Annotated in this window: 17 protein-coding genes; 7 read left to right on the top strand and 10 right to left on the bottom strand. The window is 35.3% G+C overall.

Going from position 1 to position 18,913, the window contains the following annotated elements; genetic code table 11:
• Window position 1: 1 nt before the first annotated feature.
• The 8 genes from resB to AB1279_RS16930 all read right to left on the bottom strand — a co-directional run bounded on the left by resB (window position 2) and on the right by AB1279_RS16930 (window position 7,798).
• Window positions 2–1,624 (bottom strand): cytochrome c biogenesis protein ResB, encoded by a 1,623-nt coding sequence (resB, locus tag AB1279_RS16895; RefSeq protein WP_429759988.1) that lies wholly within the window; start codon window positions 1,622–1,624, stop codon window positions 2–4.
• Between the two features lie 143 nt (window positions 1,625–1,767).
• Window positions 1,768–2,289 (bottom strand): thiol-disulfide oxidoreductase ResA, encoded by a 522-nt coding sequence (gene resA, locus AB1279_RS16900; RefSeq protein ID WP_429751003.1) that lies wholly within the window; start codon window positions 2,287–2,289, stop codon window positions 1,768–1,770.
• A 218-nt stretch (window positions 2,290–2,507) separates the two neighbouring features.
• Window positions 2,508–3,236 carry a 23S rRNA pseudouridine(2605) synthase RluB gene (gene rluB, locus AB1279_RS16905; RefSeq protein ID WP_429751005.1) on the bottom strand — a complete coding sequence of 243 codons (729 nt, stop codon included), beginning with the start codon at window positions 3,234–3,236 and terminating at the stop codon, window positions 2,508–2,510.
• 290 nt (window positions 3,237–3,526) lie between these two features.
• On the bottom strand, window positions 3,527–4,057 hold the full coding sequence (gene spmB, locus AB1279_RS16910) for a spore maturation protein SpmB (RefSeq protein ID WP_429751007.1): 531 nt from the start codon (window positions 4,055–4,057) through the stop codon (window positions 3,527–3,529).
• Window positions 4,054–4,650, bottom strand: a complete 597-nt coding sequence (locus AB1279_RS16915) for a nucleoside recognition domain-containing protein (protein WP_429751008.1) — start codon at window positions 4,648–4,650, stop codon at window positions 4,054–4,056. The genes spmB and AB1279_RS16915 overlap by 4 nt, the downstream gene beginning before the upstream one ends.
• Window positions 4,643–5,764, bottom strand: a complete 1,122-nt coding sequence (locus AB1279_RS16920; RefSeq protein ID WP_429759990.1) for a D-alanyl-D-alanine carboxypeptidase family protein — start codon at window positions 5,762–5,764, stop codon at window positions 4,643–4,645. The genes AB1279_RS16915 and AB1279_RS16920 overlap by 8 nt, the downstream gene beginning before the upstream one ends.
• Window positions 5,765–6,283: 519 nt before the next feature.
• Window positions 6,284–7,198, bottom strand: coding sequence for a superoxide dismutase (locus tag AB1279_RS16925; protein ID WP_336482756.1), 915 nt, complete (start codon window positions 7,196–7,198; stop codon window positions 6,284–6,286).
• 108 nt (window positions 7,199–7,306) lie between these two features.
• The gene (locus AB1279_RS16930) at window positions 7,307–7,798 is read right to left on the bottom strand and encodes a DUF3907 family protein (protein WP_429751012.1); all 492 of its coding nucleotides are present in this window, start codon (window positions 7,796–7,798) and stop codon (window positions 7,307–7,309) included.
• A gap of 418 nt (window positions 7,799–8,216) precedes the next feature.
• Between AB1279_RS16930 and mprF the strand changes: the two genes are divergently transcribed.
• On the top strand, window positions 8,217–10,784 hold the full coding sequence (gene mprF, locus AB1279_RS16935) for a bifunctional lysylphosphatidylglycerol flippase/synthetase MprF (RefSeq protein WP_429759991.1): 2,568 nt from the start codon (window positions 8,217–8,219) through the stop codon (window positions 10,782–10,784).
• 4 nt (window positions 10,785–10,788) lie between these two features.
• Here the strand turns inward: mprF and AB1279_RS16940 are convergent, their stop codons facing one another.
• Complete coding sequence (locus AB1279_RS16940) at window positions 10,789–11,559, bottom strand: hypothetical protein (protein WP_429751016.1); 771 nt, start codon at window positions 11,557–11,559, stop codon at window positions 10,789–10,791.
• 276 nt (window positions 11,560–11,835) lie between these two features.
• Between AB1279_RS16940 and deoD the strand changes: the two genes are divergently transcribed.
• The 4 genes from deoD (at window position 11,836) to AB1279_RS16960 (ending at window position 15,721) form a co-directional block, all read left to right on the top strand.
• Entirely contained in the window at window positions 11,836–12,543 is a 708-nt protein-coding gene (deoD, locus tag AB1279_RS16945) for a purine-nucleoside phosphorylase (RefSeq protein WP_429759992.1), read from the top strand.
• Window positions 12,544–12,754: 211 nt separating this feature from the next.
• Complete coding sequence (locus AB1279_RS16950) at window positions 12,755–14,572, top strand: ATP-binding protein (RefSeq protein ID WP_429759993.1); 1,818 nt, start codon at window positions 12,755–12,757, stop codon at window positions 14,570–14,572.
• Window positions 14,573–14,678: 106 nt separating this feature from the next.
• On the top strand, window positions 14,679–15,209 hold the full coding sequence (locus AB1279_RS16955; protein WP_429759994.1) for a tyrosine-type recombinase/integrase: 531 nt from the start codon (window positions 14,679–14,681) through the stop codon (window positions 15,207–15,209).
• Window positions 15,210–15,526: 317 nt separating this feature from the next.
• On the top strand, window positions 15,527–15,721 hold the full coding sequence (locus AB1279_RS16960) for a DUF3924 family protein (protein WP_429751022.1): 195 nt from the start codon (window positions 15,527–15,529) through the stop codon (window positions 15,719–15,721).
• Window positions 15,722–16,382: 661 nt separating this feature from the next.
• Here AB1279_RS16960 and AB1279_RS16965 read toward each other — a convergent pair.
• Window positions 16,383–17,228 carry a DUF72 domain-containing protein gene (locus tag AB1279_RS16965; protein ID WP_429759995.1) on the bottom strand — a complete coding sequence of 282 codons (846 nt, stop codon included), beginning with the start codon at window positions 17,226–17,228 and terminating at the stop codon, window positions 16,383–16,385.
• Between the two features lie 381 nt (window positions 17,229–17,609).
• Between AB1279_RS16965 and AB1279_RS16970 the strand changes: the two genes are divergently transcribed.
• Together AB1279_RS16970 and AB1279_RS16975 are read left to right on the top strand one after the other, a co-directional pair.
• Window positions 17,610–18,065 (top strand): hypothetical protein, encoded by a 456-nt coding sequence (locus AB1279_RS16970; protein WP_429759996.1) that lies wholly within the window; start codon window positions 17,610–17,612, stop codon window positions 18,063–18,065.
• 141 nt (window positions 18,066–18,206) lie between these two features.
• Window positions 18,207–18,842: a hypothetical protein gene (locus AB1279_RS16975; RefSeq protein ID WP_429759998.1), complete on the top strand. Its 636-nt coding sequence runs from the start codon at window positions 18,207–18,209 to the stop codon at window positions 18,840–18,842.
• Window positions 18,843–18,913 lie beyond the last annotated feature (71 nt).

Raw genomic sequence — 18,913 nt, forward strand, 5'->3', positions numbered from 1 at the left:
CTTAACTAATTTTCTTCTCATTGGCTTTATCATTTGGCTGTGGAATGCTTGTCCCTTCTAGTACTTTTTCTATCTCTTTTCGCAAACCATACCAATTTTTATTTGTATGCCCAGCAATCCACCATTCATTGTTAACACGTTGTATCCAAATACGGCGATGATTCCAATACATACCTTGAATCACACCGACCATGAAAATAAATCCTCCCAAAGCTATAATCCAAATTGTCAAATCTTTTCGTACAGTAAGTGCTGTAGCATTGCGTGTTTCTATACCCGCAAAAGACATTTTGTATAAATTGTTTCCTTCTGGCTCTATATTTTGTCGAATGCCAACAAAGCTCACTTCTCCATTTGGCGTTTCCGGTGTAAACATTTTAAAGACAAAAGCTGGATTATTAGGAAGCTTCGTTTTTGTATTCGGTTTGCCACTTTCATCAAAATAAAAATCTGGAAAATAACTTAGCAAATGAAGCGAATATCCATTTCCTAAATCGTATGTTTCTTTTGGATTTGTTAGGTCAACTGTAATTGGACCCCATTTTTGTCCGCTGTCTTTCTTTTGTAAATTGAAAGACATTTTACTAAGTTCTCCTTCTTTAAAATCAACTTGATAAAGAGCATAATCATCAAATTTAAGAGGTTCATTCACTCGAATACTGTATTCTTTCACTTTCTCAAGCTTTGGTTTTTGGCCAGCAATATTTTTTCCAACAGTTTTATATAATACAGCATTTGTTTGATAGTTTTTGGGAATCATTTTATTTCCTACTCGATCAATTGCATCATTAAATACTTGATTTTCTTTATTCTTATCATAAACTTCTTTAATAAACTTTTCGTTCTTCAAATAATACTTCCCATCTGTTCCCGGGATTTCTTTCAGTTCGCCTTCACGAAGCCAAAGCGCTTCATCTACATACATACCAGGGACAAAACGAAGCATCGTTCCAAATAAGAAAATAATAAGACCGATATGATTTATGTATGGACCCCAACGAGAAAAGCGTCCTTTTTCTGCTAGAATGTTCTCATTTTCCACTTGCACATTGTATTTTTTCTTTTTCAAGTTTTCTTTAACACATTCAATTTCTTCTTTCGTTGCTAGTGCTACTCCATATAACCGCTGCCTCTTCAAAAAACTCGGATGCCTTGTTACTCCTTGTTTTTTCAGCGCTTTATATAAAGGAACAACACGATCTAGACTACATATAACGAGAGAAATCCCGATAGATGCTACTAAAATCATATACCACCAAGAGCTATATAGATTGTCAAACCCTAACTGGTAATACATCTTCCCAAGGAAACCATATTGCTGTTCATAATATTCTCCCGGTGTAACATTTGGTGGAAGATACATTTGTTGTGGAAAAATCGTCCCCACTCCAGATGCGATAAGTGTAATAACGATGAGCCACACTCCAACTTTTACAGAAGAGAAAAAACTCCAAATTTTATCTACAACTGTTCTTGTATGCGTAAGAGACCGCCGTGCACTTCCTTCATATCGCATATCTAATAATTTTGTATCTTTCTCATCTTCAAAAGGTTTTCCGCAAGCTTCGCAAAAGATTGTACCGATTGGGTTTACATGACCGCAAACGCACTTTATTTGTTCCAAATCTCTCACCGCCGTTTCTTTTCTCTATGTATCTATGTCTCATTTTTTCACTGAATAATCAGAATTTTATTGATAGGTACTGAAATTAAACACAGTACCTCGATTGACCAAGAGCACGAATATATCTTCTATACCCTTCTCATTTATGGAGTAATTTTCTTTAAATATTCTTCCATTTGTTCTTTAGATTGTGTACCTGTAATTTTCTCGATAATCTTTCCGTCCTTATCAATTAAAAACGTTGTCGGTAACGGTCCAACACCATATGTATTTAAAATTTCTTGCCCTTTATCAATCGATACCGGAAATTTCAGTCCGTATTGATTCACAAAATTTTTCACGGCAAGTTCTGTTTCGTCTGCATCTAACGCCACTATTTCGACGCCTTTTTCCTTATATTTAGGGTACAATTCATTCATATATGGCATTTCTTTTTCGCAAGGTCCACACCATGTCCCCCAGAAATTTAAGAAAACACCTTTTCCTTTTAAATCTTTTAATGTAATCTTGTTCCCTTCTAAATCAGTAGCAACAAAGTTTGGCGCTTCTTTTCCTACTTGCACTTCCTCTTTATTAGCAAAAAAGTTTTGATATAATGTAAAACCTAATGCGCCTCCTAATATGAGTAAAATGATTACACGAAAGAATAACCTATTTTTCTTCACGGTGTCTCTCCTTCCCTAACTGAATAAAGAAGTTTAGCACATACTAAACTTTTCTATATTTTCACTTCTATCAGCAAAGCTTTCTTTACTGATAGAAGCTTTATCCCGCTATTTGCCGGCAGTAAGACCCCCACCACCTCAAGATTGAGAGAAAAGCGAGAAGTGGGGGATAAAAAAACCCACTGATGGAAGTTTCACTTTATTCCTCTTGCTCCGTACTATCTTGGTTTCGTTGAAGCAAGAGCACGAAGTTGCTTTACTTCATGAGGAGATAGTTCTCTTGCATCTCCCGGGCGTAAGCTACCTAGCTCTAAAAAGGCATATCGCTCGCGCTTTAATTTCATTACTTTACAGCCAATTGCTTCAAACATTCTGCGCACTTGGCGATTTCTTCCTTCATGAATTGTCAATTGTACAATCGCAATCTCTTTACGTTTATCCCAAGAAAGGACTTTCACACGCGCAGGCGCTGTTTTCCCTTCTTCAAGCATAACACCTTTTTCTAACATGCGGATTTTTTCACCAGTTAACGGACCTTTTACCTTCGCCACATATGTTTTTTCAACCTTATACTTTGGATGCATTAAAATGTTCGCAAAGTCTCCGTCATTTGTCATCAATATTAAACCAGATGTATCATAATCTAAGCGACCGATTGGAAAAAGGCGCTGTGGAATTTCTGGAAAGAAATCTGTGACCACTTTTCTTCCTTTATCATCAGATACACTCGAAATAACACCAGTTGGTTTATATAATAAAAAGTAGGCAGGTGTTTCTTTTTCAAGAGGAATGTTATTTACTTCAACTTTATCTTGCACACTCACTTTTGTTCCTAGTTCAGTCACGACTTTGCCGTTAACCTTAACTTTCCCTTGTTGAATAAGTTCTTCTGCTTTTCTTCTTGATGCGATACCTGCTTGTGCTATTACCTTTTGTAGTCGTTCCATTTCGTTTCTTCACCTCAAATTCATCTTACCTTCATTAGAAGGACTTGGCAACTGTCTAGCCTAGTAGACAATGCCCCTTACTTACCATAAACAACATTGCCAACTTTGTAAGCTAATAAAGGAATGCGGTATGATTCTCTTCTTTATTATGGTCCACTTCCTTCCATTTGCTTACAGCAAATGTTCACGTTTTTGTCAAAAACAATCCATAAAAAAGCCACTATTAAGCGCATTCTTAATAGTGGCTGTATACGTATTATAGTCCAATTTGAATGAAAAATGAATCATTATTACTGAAACATAAGTGAAACAAATATAATTGAACACACAATGCCAATTAAATCAGCAAATAAACCAACTTTTAATGCATCGCCCATTTTCCGAATCCCAACCGCCCCAAAATAAACTGTTAAAATATAAAAAGTCGTATCTGTACTTCCCTGCATTGTAGAAGCCAGTCTCCCAATAAACGAATCTGGTCCGTATGTGGCAATTAAATCCGTTGTAATACTTAATCCTGCTGATCCAGAAATAGGACGAATCAGTGCAAGCGGAACAATTTCTGCTGGCACATGAATCATATCTAACATTGGTTTCATCACATGAATCATTGCATCTAGCGCTCCTGAAGCTCGAAAAATGGAAATAGAAACAAGCATACCAACCATAAATGGTAAAATGGATACAGCAATTTGAATCCCTTCTTTTCCACCTTCTACAAACGACTCATATGTCGGTACTTTTTTTACCGTCCCATATAATAGAATAAATCCAATCACACATGGAATCACCCATAGAGAAATCATATTGACGATACTCATTTTTTCTTCTCCTTTCTACTTCTTCTTCGGTAAAAATAACGATCAATCCAAATCGCACCAATCATAGATAGTACTTGAGCAATAAACGTTGCCCCTACAATTTCAGTAGGATTTGAAGAATGATACGTCATCCGAATCGAAATAACTGTAGTGGGAATAAGCGTGATAGCCGATGTATTTAAGGCAAGAAATGTTATCATAGAACGACTCGCAAAGTCTTTCCCCCCATTTAACTCTTTTAAATGCTCCATCGCTTTAATCCCAAGTGGCGTAGCTGCATTTCCTAAGCCAAAAAAATTTGCCCACATATTGGATAAAATAAAACCCATAGCTGGATGATCCTTCGGCACTTCTGGAAACAATCTTTTTACAAGAGGCATACACAATGCAACAAGCTTCTTTAGTAGTCCCGCTTCTTCTGCAATTTTCATTAAACCAAGCCAAAAAACAAGAACACTAATCAATCCAATACAAATAGTTACAGCACTTTTCGAACCTTCAAAAACCGCTTTATTCACTTCTTCCATCGTTCCATTAAACATTGCATACACAATACCGATTAACGCCATCGCAACCCATACAATATTAACCATCTGCTTTCACACCTAACATATGTGAAAATACTTCTTTAAAATCTCTCCAAAACAAACCTGTTGTCGCAATAAGCTTTCGTTTACTATAAAATAAATTACGCTCCCCAATTTCTTCTCCATTTAAATAAGCAATGGCGCGACCTACTTTCTCTCCATCTGTTGCCTTGGCTGTTTTATCAAATTCAATATTTAATGTAACCTTTTTTAACTCCTCTTTTGTTAGCGGCACTAACAAATCATTTTTCGTATATACATGATTTTTATACTTTTTGTCTTGAATTTCAGAAAGCACTCCCTTTTTTAGTACTGTAGTTGATGTATACTGTTTAAAACCTTCATTAAATAAATACATATGATCGTCCCAATCACTCGAAGCCTGTAATGTTACAACAATCAAATCTAGTCCATCTTTGGATGCAGTCGTTACAAGTGTTCGTCCTGCCTTTTTTGTAAAGCCAGTTTTTCCTCCTGTTGCATACTCGTACATAGATGTAACAAGCTTATGTTTATTTTTCCATGGATAATCCCACGCTTGCGACTGATACGTTTTCGTTCCAAAAATTTTACGAAATGTCTCATTGTTCATGGCGTACCGTGTTAACTGTGCCATATCATATGCTGAAGAATAATGTGTCCCATCCCCATCTAAACCGTGCGGGTTAGAAAAATGTGTATCCTTCATTCCAATTTGTGCGGCCTTTTCATTCATTAAATAGACAAACCCATCCGTACTGCCACCAACATATTCTGCAATTGCCTGAGCTGCATCATTTCCAGAACGTAACATTAAACCGTATACTAAATCTTCTAACGTTACTTTCTGCCCTGGCTTTAAATAAATAGCCGATCCTTCCACACGAACAGCCGTATTGCTAATTGATACCTTTTCTTTCATTTTCCCTGATTCAACTGCCAAAAGTGCGGTCATAATTTTTGTAATACTTGCAATTTTTTCAGATTCATGCTCTAACTTTCCATATAGTACACGCCCCGAATGCTGCTCCATCAACACGGCATTACGAGCACTAACATCCTTCATTTGTGCATATGTATCATTCGGTAACATACTTGCACATAATATAATAAGTGCAATCATGATCGATCTTCCCCGCATATATTCACGTCCTTTTCGGCACTTTTTGTACAAGTGTATGCTTGGACTTTTAAAATATGAATGGAAGTTGGAGTATAGGACTTACTTCCTGCAAATAGCGAGATAAAGTGAAACTTCCTTTTGGAGCGCTCTTCTCCAAAAGGTCAGCCCTCACCAATCGGGCGCATGCCAGCAGTTATCTCCCACCTATCTTCTGTAGAAAAGCGGAAGCGGCTCGCCCAGAATCGCAGGACGCCCGCGCACCCGACAGAGAGGTGCTTTTTGCCTCGTCCGAGGGGGCGAAACGACCGGAGATTCTAGCCGCTAGAGCTGGACAACAAAGAAATGTGGAAGTGGCTCGTCCAGAATGTGAGGGGGATGGAGCTTCTGACGTAGAGGTGTTTTTTACCTCGTAGGAAGAAGTGAAGCCACCGAACATTCTAGCCACTGAAACTGGACAACGCTTCTCTCAATCTTGAGGTGGGAGATCTTACTGCCCCCGAATAGCGGGATAAATAAAAAAGACGCATCGCGATGCGTCTAATATGGTATCCACTGGAGTTCTTTTGCACTTTGGAACCTTTTTTCTACATCACCCCAGTTGACAATATTCCACCAATTCTTAATATATTCTTCCTTTCGGTTTTGATATTGTAAATAATATGCATGCTCCCATACATCAAGTACTAGTAAAGGGATTGTATCCCATTGCGTAAATAATTGATGAAGTGTACTTTGTAAAATTTCTAATCGCCCGGAACGAGGTGCCCAAACGAGAATCGACCAGCCAGAGCCCTCCACCTTTGCTGCTGCTTCTGTAAAATGTTTTTGAAAACGTAAAAAGCTTCCAAAATCTTTTTCAATTTGCCGTGATAAGTCCCCATGTGGGCTACCACCACCATCTTTTTTCATATTGTTCCAAAAAATAGTGTGTAAATAATGGCCAGAACCATGGAAGGCAGCTTCTCTCTCCCAATGCTTTATTAAATCAAATTGATTTGTTCTTCGTGCTTCTGCCATCATCTTCTCTGCTTTATTCAATCCTTCCACATAACTACGATGATGCTTATCGTGGTGAAGCATCATAATTTCCCTTGAGATATAAGGCTCTAGCGCATTATACGGATACGGCAGCGGTGGAAGTGTATGTCCGCCAATTGGTACAGAAGCTTCTGCATAATTTCTTTCATATAATATATACTGTTCTGAATCAGACATTAACGCCTCTTGTAAATAATGTTGAATATGTTCAACATCATCACTAATTTCATAAACAAACTCCGCATCATAATCATATTCATTTTCTTTAATACGATCTAATAACATTTGAATTTTATATGCAAGCATATGGACATCATACACTTCCGTTGCCCGGTTATCTAATACGTGTAGAACACTTTCGCACCAGCTTTCAACTTCATGAAAGTAATCAGTAAACACTTCTTGCTGACTCATATGACACCTCCATCAATGCTATCCTTTTTAAATGTATTCGAAAGTATAGGCATATATGACGTTTCAAAAAGCAAAAGAAGCTAGGAATCACCTAGCTTCTTACAACAGTTAATATTTTTGTATCATTTTCGTTTGATAGTCTGTCTCATAATATTCTAGCTCTTCACGCAATATTTGAAATTTCCCTTCTAACTCTTGAATCATTCGTTCGATAGAAAAAGGAGGTTGTTTTTGAAATGCAATTGAATTCTTCCCTGTATAAGCTGAACGGCTGTTTTCATACCAATGATCATTTTTCGGTGAAAAAAACTCTGCAATCACTTGATGATAGATTTTATATAACGTTCTTTCTGCGGCATTTTTTCGAAACGGCTTATTATTTATTAATACGCAGCAAGCATCTAAACCTTCTTCACAAAATACGAGTAAACGTCGAATTGAAGCTAATAATCCAGCAAAATACTCTTCATCACCTTCTGGCATTTCTTCTAACAATAAAGGTAATGTATGATTATTTACATATTTTGTAATCACCTCGATTACTTCTCCTAAAAAAACAGTGACTTGCTGTGTTTGATTTTCAACCATTAAATTTGACATACTAGTTTCTCCCCCTACCATTTAAAAGAATTTTTGAAAGTTGATTCTGCTGATATTTATTTTTTTGATGCAGCATCTTTACAAAACGCACTACTATTGTTGTTTCTTCTTCAAAATATACGCGAAATATATGTTTTGATTTTCGATTTTAAAAAGCGGATTTCCTTCAAAGGGAAGAAATTCTTACAAAATTCCTTTAAAATGCAGCATTATTGTCCGTTAATACGGGATAAAATCTAAAGCTCCTTTTCTTTCTCTGTTTCATCCAACTTATCAAAATTACAAATTATTAATAGAAAGTATTTACAAATGTAGGAGATACAACTAAATTTTCATTGAATTTTTCTTTTTATTTTTATTGAAGTTTGTCATAATAAAAATATTGCCTCAGTTTTCTTATACAAGGAGAGTTGTCTTTATGCCGTTTTCATGGAAACGTATGTTACAAATCGGAAAATTTATTTTCCCTTTTATTGTACTAACAATTGTATTTTTTCAAGCACGAAAAGAACTATCGGGCATCTCATTTCGAGAAGCAGTTGAAACGATTAAAAATATTCCACCTGGTGGTTTTTTCTTAGCCGTTACAATTGGTGTATTTGCTGTTGCTACAATGTTCTTTTATGACTATGTTTTGCTGCGGCATTTGCAAGCAGATATACCGGTTAGAAAGATTTTCCGCATTTCTTGGATTGCTAATACATTAAATGGATTTATAGGATTTGGTGGTCTTATTGGGGCTGGTATACGTACAATGTTATATCGTCCTTATATACAGGAGAACGGTAAGCTTATTAGAAGTATCGCTTGGATGACAACGGCTTTTATTAATGGGTTAGCATTATTATCCTTTCTTGGCCTCATCGGCGTATTAGATACAAGATTTGTTTTACAAGAAAAACCTTGGTTATGGCCAGTTCTCATCTTTTTTGCTCTTTTTGTCCCATTATACATAGGTGTTTCAAAAATAAAAAATCGCAAACAAAAAGCAGAAAAAGCAGAACAAAATCCAACTGTCCTCTATTCACTTGTTTCATTAGTAGAATGGGTATCAGCGGGTATCGTTATGTATGTCATCTTACTTCTATTTGGAATTGAAGTAGACTTCCGGAAGTTTCTTGGTGTATATGTCATTGCAGCTTTGGCTGGTGTTATTAGCCTTGTCCCAGGAGGACTTGGCTCCTTTGATCTTGTTTTCTTAACAGGGCTGGAACAGTATGGATTCGATACAAGCGTATTGCTTCCTGCTATGTTATTATATCGCCTTGTATATTATGTTTTACCATTTGGACTCGGATTGGTTTTTGCAGCGGTTGAAATGACAGGAGCTGCTCTAAAGAAATTTGAAGATAAACCGTTTATTGCTCCTGCCCTTGAAACAACTGGAGTCATTTGGACATTACAACGTGATTTTCTAGGAAAGCTAGGTTCTTGGGCATCTGCTGCGTTAACAAGTTTTGCAGGAATCATGGTGATTTTCTCCACTGTTTTTCCAACAAGTATTGAACGCGCCCATGCACTTCATATTTTAGTTCCTAAATACCTAATACAGATTTCTTTTAGTTTATCACTAACATTTGGTATTTTGCTCGTTATTTTATCAAGCGGTATTTATCATGGAACGAAGCGCTCCTACTACATGACAACTGTATCTCTAATCGGAGCCGCAATTTTTAATACGTTAAAAGGAATTGATTTAGAAGAAACCTTCATTTTACTCATTGTACTCGCTGTACTATACATGATTCGAAAACGATTTATTCGTGAAAAAGTGGAGGTTTCATTCTCAGATGTAGTAAAATTATTACTCTTTTTACTTATTACATTGTATCTCTACAAAAACCTAGGAACACTATTTGCGGAAGCAAAGGAAGTGTTTAAACCTGATTTTGTTGTTCGTAATATTAAACAAGTACAACGAAGTGCTTTTTCTGCGGCCTTTTTTGTACCAAGCTTTTTACTAATTGGTTCCATTATCGCAAATCGCTATCGAAATAAATTTCCCGGGCAACCTTTCAATCCGAAGCGGCTGCAACATTTTTTAGATGAACATGGCGGGAATGTGCTAAGTCATCTCGGTTTTTTAGGAGATAAGCAGTTCTTTTTCAGTAGTGATGGAAAAGCAATGATTCAGTTTTCTCCTACAGGTAAACGTCTTATTGTACTCGGGGATCCAATCGGACAGCAATCTTCTTTTCGTAAAGTATTAGAAGAGTTTCTAACAGAAGCGGATCGTTTCGGATATATTTGCGTATTTTATCAAATCGAAAGTAAATGGATGAGTTTATATCATGATTTTGGTTACAACTTCTTCAAGCTGGGGGAAGAAGCGGTTGTCGATTTAAGCACATTTACAATTTCCGGTAAAAAACGAGCTGGATTGCGTGCAACTTTTAACCGTTTCGAGCGAGAAGGTTATACTTTTTCGATTCACACCCCTCCATTTGCAGATGAGTTGTATGATGAACTAAAAAAAGTATCAGATGCATGGCTTGGAGGAAAAAAGGAGAAAGGCTTCTCTCTTGGCTATTTCGATCGTGATTATGTGAACCGCGCGCCGGTTGCAACACTTTCTGATGCCGATGGTAAAATCATTGCCTTCACAACATTGATGCCTGTATATCAAGATGGTGAACTATCTATTGATTTAATGCGTTATTCCCCTGATGCACCAGGTGGAATTATGGATGCTCTTTTCATTCATTTATTCCAATGGGCAAAAGAAAATGGCTACCACTGCTTTAATATGGGAATGGCTCCTCTATCTAACGTTGGGTTATCGGCACAATCATTTTGGTCAGAGCGCGTCGCAGCAGCCATTTTCAACAATGTTCGTTATACATATAGCTTTAGCGGCCTGCGACATTTCAAAGATAAATATAAACCAGCGTGGAGCGGGAAGTATTTAGCATTTCGAAAGAATCATTCATTGCCAATTACGATGCTCGCTGTAACAAAATTAATCGGAAAACGAAAAGACAGCTAACTTCTTAGCTGTTTTTTCGTTCCTGAACTTGTAGTACAAACTGCTCTTCATATTTCTTTCCGTTTATATAAAAAGTACCCCATATTTTATAAATCCCTTCACTTGGAAACGTAACACGAAATTGCAATTGGCCTTCATCATTAACAGGAACAACGTACAAGAAATGTTGTTGTTTTTCATCCACTATGCGAAGTGCAGCACGTTCTCCTGTATTTGAGCGAAATTTTAGTTTTTGGCCTTTTTCTATTTGAAATTGAAACGTTAATGTTTCCTCTTCATTCGGATGTAGCGCACGAAATAAAAGCGATGTTTTGTAAGTACCAATGTTTTTTGTCAATACAGTATCTACAGCGATTGGCCTTTGTTTTTTTTCTTCTTTCTTACCTACTATAATATTTTTTTCAGCAAATTGTTTTGTTGTATCTCCTGTTTCTTCATATAGGAAAATTGTATATTCCCCTTCTTTTTTAAATTGATACGTAGTTTTATATGAACCATTACCAGCAAACGTTGGCCTCACCTGATATGACCGCGCTAACTGCTTGTCCACAATAAATATCCGAATATGATCGTTTACGCCGCGAATCTCATTCCCTTTGTTATCTTGCAATTGAAATGTAATATGTGCAGTTTTATTTACATCGATATCATCAAGCTGCCACTTCACTTGTTGTATTTGTCCGGTTGTTTCTTCGCTATTTTTATATTTTTGCATATAAAATCCACCAAGAACAATAAGAAGTAAAGTAATAATCCCTATTATAAGATTTTTCACGAAATCACCTATCTACTTTTTATAAATTGTAACATAATTCAGATTATTTTATGTATAAAAACATCTAACCTATATTCTTTTTTGTGCAATTATTTTATCTTACACTCTCTCCACCTATCTTCTCCGATTCTCTCTCAATCTTAAGGTAGGGCGAATAGCGGGAATGCACTATTGAAAACGCTCTACTTCGTGTATACTACAAAGAGAAAACTACTTAATCGATATTATTCACTATATAATGCTTATATCGATTGCTACATAACAAGGAGGATATTTATGAGCATTCATATCGGAGCCAAAGAAGGCGAAATTGCTGAATCTATTTTATTACCTGGAGATCCTTTACGTGCAAAGTATATTGCAGAAAATTTTTTAGAAGATGTAACCTGCTACAACAATGTACGTGGTATGCTAGGATTTACAGGAACATATAAAGGCAAACGTGTCTCTGTACAAGGAACAGGTATGGGGGTTCCTTCTATTTCCATTTATGTAAACGAACTGATTCAAAGTTATAATGTAAAAAACTTGATTCGTGTTGGAACATGCGGTGCAATTCAAAAAGACGTAAAAGTTCGTGACGTTATTATTGCAATGACTGCTTGTACAGATTCTAACATAAATCGTTTAACATTCCCTGGATTTGATTTTGCGCCGTGTGCAAACTTTGATTTATTAAAGAAGGCATATGATGCTGGTGTAGAAAAAGATTTACACATTCGCGTTGGTAACGTACTAACAGCTGATGTATTTTACCGTGAAAGTATGGACATGGTGAAAAAGCTTGGCGATTACGGTGTGTTAGCTGTTGAAATGGAAACGACTGCACTATATACATTAGCAGCGAAATACGGTGTAAACGCATTATCTGTTTTAACAGTAAGTGACCATATCTTTACTGGTGAAGAAACTACGGCTGAAGAACGTCAAACTACATTTAACGAAATGATTGAAATTGCATTAGATGCAGCAATTCAATCGTAATTTTCACAAGAACTTGTCATACGTCTGGCGAGTTCTTTTTTATTCTACTATTGGCGGGCAGCAAGACCTCCACTACTGATGGAAGTTTCACTGTATATGACTTTTTGAAAAAAACTGTCCCAACAAGCGACAGATTTCCTCTCCTACTCTCTTTATTCGTTTGCTATAATAAGAAGACGATTATGGAATTTACAATTTATGAGGTGAAGAAGTGAAAAAAAGAAGCATTGTGTTTAAGCTTTTTCTATTAACATCAGCATTGTTTACTGCTACATTTTTACTCTTTTTCCTTGGACAATCACTGTTTTTAGAAAAATTTTATATAAAGAAAAAAATTAATACCGTCCAAACATCTTTCGAAAAATTTGTTAGTAAATATGAAAAAAGTGATCAGTCATTTGAGGAACTTTCAAAGTTAAAACAAGAGTTTTATGACAAAACAAATGCTGAACTCGTCTTATTAGATCGTAATGGTATTATTAAAGATGATAAAAATTACCATATTGAAATTGTTGATAAGTCTAATAAAACATTTTTCATTCCACTCAATAATATTTTCACAAACGATGAATATTCTTCGTTTATAAAATTAGGATTAAACCTTAATGATCAAGTCAGTGTACAAGGTATCTTAAAACAAGATATGATTATTCCTATCACAATTACTACTAACGACAACAGAATATGGCAAAATGATAATATCATTTCAGATTTGAAGCAATTTGGTATACAACTTCAAGATGTGAAAAGAACTTTATATACAAAGGAATTTGGTGTTGGTGTTAACAAATTTGAGGGTACTATTTCAAAATTACACATTCCTTCCTCAACTGATATTCGTCTTACAAATAAAGATACATTAATACAAGGCATTCAGCACTGGGAACTTTCTGTTGCATTAGGAAAAACAAATACAAATGAAATGACGACGTATACAATGGGCGGAGAAAATGAAGTAAAAAGTCAGGTTTTTGTTAAACCTGTTATTAAAAATGGTGAAATAAAAGAGTTTGCATTTGCCATGACATCACTGCAGCCCGTTGATGAAGCTATGCTTGTTTTGAAAGATTATTACGTATATGCATTAATTATCGTCTTTTTTGTCATTATTTTATTGTCATTCTATTACTCAAAAATCATTGCAAAGCCACTTATTAAAATGAATCGTGTTACAAAGAAAATGGCTAACTTTGACTTTTCTGAAAAGCTTCCTATATCAACAGAAGATGAAATTGGAAGCTTATCAAGTAGTATTAACAGCCTTTCTGTAAATTTAAAAGATCGAATTGACAAATTACATGTAGCAAATACAAAATTACAGCAAGATATTGAAAAAGAAAGACAGCTAGAGAAAACGAGAAAAGAGTTTATCTCTGGCGTATCCCATGAATTAAAAACACCACTAAGTGTAATCCGTAGTTTCGCTGAAGGTATTAAAGATGGTGTAAGTAAAGATACTACGTATTATACCGACGTTATTTTAGAAGAAACCGATAATATGAACCGCCTTATTGTTGAAATGCTAGAACTTGCAAAACTTGAATCTGGCACATATAAATTAGAAATTGAAGCTTTTTCAATTGGTGAATTAATCAAACAAGTTTATACAAAGCTATTATTTAGTATCGAAGAAAAAAATTTACACGTAGAGCTTGCATTAGATCCAACTATTTATGTGCAAGCAAATCGCAATCGCATTGAACAAGTTGTCGTCAATCTATTAAGTAATGCAATTCGTTACGCACCAACTGGGGAACAAGTAAAGCTATCTATCATTGAATATGAAGAAACGGTAAAAATAGAAATTGAAAATAACGGTACACCGATTCCTGAAGAAAGCTTAGATAAAATATGGGACCGTTTCTATCGATTAGACGCATCGCGTAGCCGTCATACAGGCGGAACAGGTCTAGGCTTATCTATTGTAAAAAATATTTTAGAACTTCATCATGCCGATTACGGCGTGTATAATAAAGAAAATGGTGTTGTCTTTTATTTCGACTTACAAAAAGCAACAGAAGTCAAATAATTTGTTCTAATTTCACGAGGAGTTCACATGAAATTCACATACTCCCTTTATAGTAATAACTAGTTAATCCTTTCCTTTACACATATAAAAGAGGAGAGTGCGTGAAATGAAACAAGTAGGACAACCAATTCAAAATGAAAAACAATTAGAAAAAATCAAAGATATACTATTACAATCATCGAAGCGTGATGCTTTATTATTCGTATTAGCTGTAAATTCAGGATTAAAAGTAAGCGAGATTTTACAATTAAAAGTTGGCGATGTTATTGATGAAAACGAACATGTTCGTCATTCTATTTTGTTTTATAATGACAAAATGAAAAAGCATAAATGGTTCGCTGTAAGTGATGAATTACAACATACTATCGAACAATACATGAAAGAGCGAAAAGTATGGAAACGAAACGAACCATTATTAAAATCTCAAAAAGGAACAAAGTCTATTACAAGACAACATGCTTGGTACATTTTAAACAAAGCAGCAAAAGAAGTTGGTTTAGAAGGGATTAGCTCACATACACTTCGCAAGACATGGGGATATTGTGCTTACAAATCTGGTGTAGATATTGCATTTTTACAACACTTTTTTGATCATAGTACTCCATCCAAAACTTTAAAATACATCGGCATTGCTTAGTCATACTAACTGTAAATATATAAAAAAAGGTAACTATTTTGTGGATAGTTACCTTTTTTTAATCCAATAAAGTGAAACTTCCATCAGTGGGGTTTTTTCTTCATCCCCCCACTGAGATGGAAAGTTCTCATCAATTAGACGCATGCCAGCAATTATCTCCCACCTCTCTTCCTTGTTTTTCAGAATCTTGAGCCGGGAGTCTTACCGCCCTAAAATAGCGGGAGAAACTCTTTCGCTTTCTTTACCATCATATATATATTTCTCTTGTCTTGTTTCTCCTATCTTCTAGTGATACTCTAGTAATAGGGGGGAGAAATATGAACACATTAACAATTGAATTACCTAAAGAAACATTGGAAAAACTACAATTATTACAACAAGCTCACGAAAAGAAAACAGGTGCTATCATTACGGAAAGTACACTCATTCAATCTCTTATATCAAGGGAATTTATTCAAGAAATTACACCATTTGATTTACAGAAATATGTACAACAAAAAGAGCAGCGATAAAGTGAAACTTCCATCAATGGGGGGCTTCATCCCCAATTGATGGTTAGTTGAACCAATCGGGCTTTTACGGGCAGTTATCTCCCACCTCTCTTCTTCGTTTTTCTCTGAATCTTGAGATGGGGGGCTTACTGCCCGTTAATGCGGGATAAAGTGAAACTTTGATAAGTCGATGCTTGTTTTCACTGATTATTAATTGAATCAATCAAACTCTTATGGACAGTTAACTCCCACCTATCTTCTTTCATTTAGGTGGGAGTTTTACTAATTGTTAGAGCAGAAAAAACAACAGCAACTGTTGTCATCACTTTCCATAGATTTTTCATCTGCTCCCGCCCCTTTTCAATAATACTGATAATCATTTTGATATAAACGCTGTTATTATTCAATTAATCTTTTGTAAACTTTAAATTTTTTAAGATAAAAGATACAAAAACCATTGACAATGATAATGATAACCATTATCATTTATTACGAAGCCAACAATTGATGAATCAACCAAACGCTCAGTAACATTGTTACCCCTTTTTTTTCATAAAGAAAAACACTGTACATTCCCCCTGTTTGTACAGTGTTTTTCTTTTTTATCCTAATTAGGACTTTCAATCAATGAAGGATGAAGACACTTAATAGAAATACTACTTTATCCTACTACTCTTTCACTTCAATCGAATAAATTTAATTGTTCAGGCCTAGGTTCCCCATACGTAATTCCAAGCATATCCATCATTTGTTTTGCATTATCTGCCGCATCTCCACCAGAGTTATTGTTAAATAAAAGGTAAATTTCCTTTGTTTTTGTTTTTAATTCTTGTAACCTCTCTATCCATTCTTCTAATTCCTGTTTGTTATAGCGATATAAACAGCGAACTGCTCTCCAATTCTCTCCTGTATTCAGCCACCCATGTACATTGCGCCCGTGAAATCGAACTAAGGTCATCTGTTCATGCGTTGCTTCGAGTACAATTGGAATAGAACCAATTCCTGCTTGTGGTTCATCACAAATAGTATGAATCCAACCTTCTTGTTTCATAAATTGCAAAGTTCGATTACGAAATTCTGGATAAAACCAAGTCTGATTACGAAACTCTAATGAACATGGTGTATCCCCCATCTTTTCTTTCGTATAGCGTAATAAGTCCACATTTTTCTTTTGGCAATCGAACCAAGGTGGATACTGGAATAAAACCATTTTTAACTTATTTGCTTTTTGAAGAGGAATTATTGACTCTTTAAATGCATGAAACATATCTTCAATATTTGCAAAGGGGGTCTCTCCGCGCATATGCCCTGTCATTCCTTGATAAGCTTTCACAATAAATGAAAAATTTGGCGGTGTTTCTAAAACCCATTTCTTATAATTTCTTGCAGGCTGCATCGCATAAAAAGAGCTATCTACTTCTACGATTGGAAAATACTCACTATATGTTTGTAGCTTATGCTTCATTTCATATGCATCCCTATATAAAGCGTTATGATCTCCCCATCCTGTTAACCCAATAGAAATCATCCGAACACCATCTCCTGTCCACCTCTAAATCTCAAAAACACATTATGATATATGGAAAAATGACATCTCAAAGTCATTTAATTGTCTCTCATTAACGGGCAGTTATCTCCTACCTTCTTCACTTTTCTCAGAATCTTGAGGTGCAGGTCTTACTGTCCGCAAATAGCAGGATAAATAATTCGTCACACAGTTACATTCTTTATTATTCCTATTCTATTGTGATTCTACAGCTTCTTAATCTACTATAACAAATCGAAAAAAAGGTTTTCTATACAAAAAACTCTCTTTCTTTACTTTTCTTTACCGCATCTTAACGTTAATTTAACGCTCATTTTGTATACTACATATGTAAGAACTTATACGAAACGAGGGTGAATGCAGATGAAAGTATTATCATCTATCCGTTTTTGGATTATTTTTATGTCATGTATAACGCTATGTTTTGCACTCTTTTTAATTGGAGAATACAATAAACCAAAAGCAGCCTCAAATGAAGGTACCGTACCCTATGACATCCTAGGTATAAAACAAAATCATATACCCCTAGTGCATGATACGCAAAAAGAAAAGGTTGTTATGAAGGGGATGGTGGTTACCGATGCCACTTCGTATAAACAATTAGAAATAATTGCGAAGCAAATCAAAGAAAGATATGCACAAGCAAAACTCGATTCAATTGAGCTTACAATCCATAATAAAAATAATGGTCAATACTATGATGATCTTGCTTTTGAGCCAACTGCTAAAGGAAACATCGTCATCTCCTATACACCGTTAACCGAAACCGAGCACAATATTAATAAAAATATAAGTATTCAACTCAACAAGCACCCTTAATCTAAAAGGGTGCTTATTTCTATGTATACGCACATTTTTTATAAATTAGTCAAGTATCCTAGGTCTTGTCCTGCAAAGATGAATATCATATATCGACAAATGATTTAAAGAGAGATAACTTACATTAAGGAGGAACTATGTATGATGTATCCATACAATCAGTCGTATTATTCTGCTCAAAATGCTAGAAGAAATTTCAAAAATTTAATTGGCACAAACGTTCAGGTTAATTTAGGGGGCCCAGAAAAAGCAGAGGGAACATTATTAAAAGTTCAAAATGATTTTTGTGTCGTACAATCTGACGATAGTGTTGTTTACTATCCGTTACATCATATTAATGGCTTTGCCGAGCAATATGAAGATGATTCTCAAGAATCAGATGATAATGAACAAAACAACAATCAAAACAACAATCAAAATAACCAAAATGAAGACCCTATCATTGTAAGCGGAACACGTTTTGCAAGTGTTATTAACCGTCTAAAAGGAGAAACAATTCAATTGAACCAAGGTCCGAAGAAAATAGAAGGAACTGTTGTCGGACGTACTAGAGATCATATTCTACTTGAGGTTGATGGTCAGGTTACGTATGTACCAACGTACCATGTTCAAAGTATGCGTTGGAACTATAATAATAATAATGATAACAATGATAATAATGATAACAATAACAATGATAACAATAATGATAATAAAAATGATGATAATGAAACACGCAATAGCAATAGCGATAACAATCAAAAAAAGAAATGCAAACGTTGCAAAAAACGCCGTTAAGACAATAACAGCTCGTATACTAGCAAACCAAACCATAAGTAAATCCCAGATTATTCATTTTATAATCTGGG

The sequence above is a fragment of the Bacillus sp. S14(2024) genome (genome assembly GCF_050473785.1).
GTDB classification, from domain to species: Bacteria; Bacillota; Bacilli; order Bacillales; family Bacillaceae_G; genus Bacillus_A; species Bacillus_A yunxiaonensis.

Bases quoted from the DNA above. Each gene is read 5' to 3' on its own strand.
- rluB (WP_429751005.1), bottom strand. From the start codon at position 3,236: ATGGAACGACTACAAAAGGTAATAGCACAAGCAGGTATCGCATCAAGA.
- spmB (WP_429751007.1), bottom strand. From the start codon at position 4,057: ATGAGTATCGTCAATATGATTTCTCTATGGGTGATTCCATGTGTGATT.
- AB1279_RS16915 (WP_429751008.1), bottom strand. From the start codon at position 4,650: ATGGTTAATATTGTATGGGTTGCGATGGCGTTAATCGGTATTGTGTAT.
- AB1279_RS16920 (WP_429759990.1), bottom strand. From the start codon at position 5,764: ATGCGGGGAAGATCGATCATGATTGCACTTATTATATTATGTGCAAGT.
- AB1279_RS16925 (WP_336482756.1), bottom strand. From the start codon at position 7,198: ATGAGTCAGCAAGAAGTGTTTACTGATTACTTTCATGAAGTTGAAAGC.
- AB1279_RS16930 (WP_429751012.1), bottom strand. From the start codon at position 7,798: ATGTCAAATTTAATGGTTGAAAATCAAACACAGCAAGTCACTGTTTTT.
- mprF (WP_429759991.1), top strand. From the start codon at position 8,217: ATGCCGTTTTCATGGAAACGTATGTTACAAATCGGAAAATTTATTTTC.
- deoD (WP_429759992.1), top strand. From the start codon at position 11,836: ATGAGCATTCATATCGGAGCCAAAGAAGGCGAAATTGCTGAATCTATT.
- AB1279_RS16955 (WP_429759994.1), top strand. From the start codon at position 14,679: ATGAAACAAGTAGGACAACCAATTCAAAATGAAAAACAATTAGAAAAA.
- AB1279_RS16960 (WP_429751022.1), top strand. From the start codon at position 15,527: ATGAACACATTAACAATTGAATTACCTAAAGAAACATTGGAAAAACTA.
- AB1279_RS16965 (WP_429759995.1), bottom strand. From the start codon at position 17,228: ATGATTTCTATTGGGTTAACAGGATGGGGAGATCATAACGCTTTATAT.
- AB1279_RS16970 (WP_429759996.1), top strand. From the start codon at position 17,610: ATGAAAGTATTATCATCTATCCGTTTTTGGATTATTTTTATGTCATGT.
- AB1279_RS16975 (WP_429759998.1), top strand. From the start codon at position 18,207: ATGATGTATCCATACAATCAGTCGTATTATTCTGCTCAAAATGCTAGA.